General features: G+C 47.7%; 2 tRNA genes and 2 rRNA genes. All 4 read left to right on the top strand.

The window, feature by feature from the left end:
• Positions 1 to 412 precede the first annotated feature (412 nt).
• The 4 genes from HMPREF9010_RS00055 (at position 413) to rrf (ending at position 3,854) form a co-directional block, all read left to right on the top strand.
• Positions 413 to 489 (top strand) — tRNA-Ile (locus HMPREF9010_RS00055).
• Positions 490 to 552: 63 nt separating this feature from the next.
• Positions 553 to 626, top strand: a tRNA-Ala gene (locus HMPREF9010_RS00060).
• Between the two features lie 160 nt (positions 627 to 786).
• Positions 787 to 3,666: ribosomal RNA gene (locus HMPREF9010_RS00065) — 23S ribosomal RNA — on the top strand.
• A 77-nt stretch (positions 3,667 to 3,743) separates the two neighbouring features.
• Positions 3,744 to 3,854, top strand: a 5S ribosomal RNA gene (gene rrf, locus HMPREF9010_RS00070).
• The last annotated feature ends 28 nt before the right edge of the window (positions 3,855 to 3,882 follow it).

Raw genomic sequence — 3,882 nt, 5'->3', positions numbered from 1 at the left:
CGTTCCCGGGCCTTGTACACACCGCCCGTCAAGCCATGAAAGCCGGGGGTACCTGAAGTACGTAACCGCAAGGAGCGTCCTAGGGTAAAACTGGTAATTGGGGCTAAGTCGTAACAAGGTAGCCGTACCGGAAGGTGCGGCTGGAACACCTCCTTTCTGGAGCGATGCCGTAACTGTCACAAAACGTGGCAGCCACTTAAAGACTTTAAAGGTTCTGTTTTTTGTACTACTGGTACTTGTTTATTTATAGAATATAGATCAACCATCTATAGAAGTATAGATAGAGATAAACAAGAGAAAAAAGAAGCCGAGTCTAACATACAGGTAGACAAGGTTGAATTATCGAGCAAGAGAGAGCAGAAGCGATGCTTGCATCGATTATGCCGAAAGCAGCCGATAATGCGTAGAACATAGTCCTATAGCTCAGTTGGTTAGAGCGCTACACTGATAATGTAGAGGTCGGCAGTTCAACTCTGCCTGGGACTACCAAGCTCAAGAATGAGGAACAGCGAAAGCTAAAAGCTAAAAAACAAAATTCTTGAATAACCTCTTGGGGGATTAGCTCAGCTGGCTAGAGCATCTGCCTTGCACGCAGAGGGTCAACGGTTCGAATCCGTTATTCTCCACGATCTCTGAAAAAGAGAAACGATCTTTGACATGATGTACAAAAAGTAAAATTTTAGTAAGAGCTAAAAGTATATATCAAACCGTACGTGTTCGAGTATGCAATATTGATAGAAGGAAGCAATTCCACTACCAATACCAGTACGAGAATAAAACGTTTGAAAGAAAGTAAGCAAGGGCGCATGGCGGATGCCTTGGCTCTCGGAGGCGATGAAGGACGTGATAAGCTGCGATAAGCTTCGGGCAGGTGCAAATAACCTTTGATCCGAAGATTTCCGAATGGGACAACCCGTCATTCTGAAGGAATGACATCTTGCATAGCAAGAGGCTAACACAGGGAACTGAAACATCTTAGTACCTGTAGGAAAAGAAAATAATAATGATTCCCCTAGTAGTGGCGAGCGAACGGGGATTAGCCCAAACCAATGTTGTTACGGCAATATTGGGGTTGTAGGACCACGCTCTCGCAAGAAGTTTAGTGAGAAGAACCCTTTGGAAAATGGGACCATAGACGGTGATAGTCCGGTATTCGAAGCTAAATGAAGCGTAGTGGTATCCTGAGTAGCGCGGGACACGAGGAATCTTGCGTGAATCTGCCGGGACCATCCGGTAAGGCTAAATACTCCCGAGAGACCGATAGCGAACCAGTACTGTGAAGGAAAGGTGAAAAGCACTTCGAATAGAAGAGTGAAATAGTCCCTGAAACCGTGCGCCTACAAGCGGTCGGAGCTGCTTCAGCAGTGACGGCGTGCCTTTTGCATAATGAACCTACGAGTTACTTTTTCCGGCAAGGTTAAGGATCTTGAGATCCGCAGCCGAAGCGAAAGCGAGTCTTAATAGGGCGATTAGTCGGAAGGAGTAGACGCGAAACCAAGTGATCTACCCTTGGTCAGGTTGAAGGTTAGGTAACACTAACTGGAGGACCGAACCGATAAGCGTTGAAAAGCTTCCGGATGAACTGAGGGTGGGGGTGAAAGGCTAATCAAACTTGGAGATAGCTCGTACTCCCCGAAATGCATTTAGGTGCAGCCTTGGGAATTACTACTGTGAGGTAGAGCGACTGATAAGATGCGAGGGCTTCACCGCCTATCAAGTCTTGATAAACTCCGAATGCGCAGTAGTTCGATCCCAGGAGTGAGGGCATGGGTGCTAAGGTCCATGTCCTAAAGGAGAAGAATCCGGACCATCAGCTAAGGTCCCGAAATAATTGCTAAGTTGAACTAACGAAGTCAGATTGCTAAGACAGCTAGGATGTTGGCTTGGAAGCAGCCATTCATTTAAAGAGTGCGTAACAGCTCACTAGTCGAGGAGTTTGGCGTGGATAATAATCGGGCATCAAGCAATTTACCGAAGCTATGGGATCCGTAAGGATCGGTAGGGGAGCATTCCACTCTGCGTCGAAGGTGAAGCGTGAGCTTTGCTGGAGCGTGTGGAAAAGCAAATGTAGGTATAAGTAACGATAAAGGGGGTGAGAAACCCCCTCGCCGAAAGACTAAGGTTTCCTGATCAACGCTAATCGGATCAGGGTTAGTCGGGTCCTAAGGCTCAGCCGAACGGTGAGGCCGATGGCAGAACAGGTTAATATTCCTGTACTACCTTAAAGAGTGACGTGGAGACGGAGGAGTGACAGCGCCGCGGACTGACGGAATAGTCCGTTGAAGGGTGTAGATGTTGATTATCCCAGGCAAATCCAGGATAAGAGTCGAACCTGATAGTATACCAAATTCTTCGGAATAAGGTAATAGTGCGTGTAAGCATACTCCCAAGAAAATCCGCTAAACTTAATCTTTAAGGTACCCGTACCGCAAACGGACACACGTAGTCGGGTTGAATATACTAAGGCGCTTGAGTGATTCACGGTTAAGGAACTAGGCAAATTGACCCTGTAACTTCGGGATAAAGGGTCCCAACGAGAGTTGGGCGCAGAGAATAGGTCCAGGCAACTGTTTAACAAAAACACAGGGCTGTGCCAAATTGAAAGATTACGTATACAGCCTGACACCTGCCCGGTGCTGGAAGGTTAAGAGGAGATGTCATCGCAAGAGAAGCATTGAATTGAAGCCCCAGTAAACGGCGGCCGTAACTATAACGGTCCTAAGGTAGCGAAATTCCTTGTCGGGTAAGTTCCGACCTGCACGAATGGTGTAATGATCTGGACACTGTCTCAACCGTGAGCTCAGTGAAATTGTAGTATCGGTGAAGATGCCGATTACCCGCGATGGGACGAAAAGACCCCGTGAACCTTTACTATAGCTTAACATTGAATTTGGGTAATTGATGTGTAGGATAGGCCGGAGACTTTGAAGCAGGTACGCCAGTATTTGTGGAGTCGCTGTTGAAATACGGCCCTTTGATTATTTGAGTTCTAACTCGTTGTTGCGAGGACACTGTTTGGTGGGTAGTTTGACTGGGGTGGTCGCCTCCAAAAGTGTAACGGAGGCTTCTAAAGGTGCCCTCAGGACGATTGGTAACCGTCCGTAGAGTGTAATGGCATAAGGGCGCTTGACTGGGAGACAGACAAGTCGATCAGGTAGGAAACTAGAGCATAGTGATCCGGTGTTTCCGTATGGAAGGGACATCGCTCAAAGGATAAAAGGTACTCCGGGGATAACAGGCTGATCCCTCCCAAGAGCTCATATCGACGGAGGGGTTTGGCACCTCGATGTCGGCTCGTCACATCCTGGGGCTGGAGAAGGTCCCAAGGGTTGGGCTGTTCGCCCATTAAAGTGGCACGCGAGCTGGGTTCAGAACGTCGTGAGACAGTTCGGTCTCTATCTATCGTGGGCGTATGAAATTTGCGTGGCTCTGACACTAGTACGAGAGGACCGTGTTGGACTGACCGCTGGTTTACCAGTTGTGCCGCCAGGTGCATTGCTGGGTATCTAAGTCGGGATTGGATAAGTGCTGAAAGCATCTAAGTACGAAGCCAGCCACAAGATTAGATTTCTTAGGGTCGTCAAAGACGATGACGTTGATAGGATGCAGGTGTAAAGGTGGTAACATCAAAGCCGAGCATTACTAATTGCCCGTTCACTTTCTTTCGGACATGTACCGGTTGGGTATATACGTTTAGCTTGCTATACACTATGATTTTACTTTTCATCATGTCATAACCTTATTCAGGTGGTTATAGCACGAGGGTTCCACCTCTTCCCATTCCGAACAGAGAAGTTAAGCCTCGTCACGCCGATGGTACTGCGTAACAGTGGGAGAGTAGGTAGCCGCCGTTTTTAAGAAGCCCCTTGATTCATTTTGAGT

It is taken from the genome of Bacteroides sp. 3_1_23, assembly GCF_000162555.1.
GTDB lineage: Bacteria > Bacteroidota > Bacteroidia > Bacteroidales > Bacteroidaceae > Bacteroides > Bacteroides ovatus.
The sequence above is the reverse complement of the archived record's forward strand: the minus strand, read 5'-3'. Positions and strand labels throughout refer to the sequence as shown.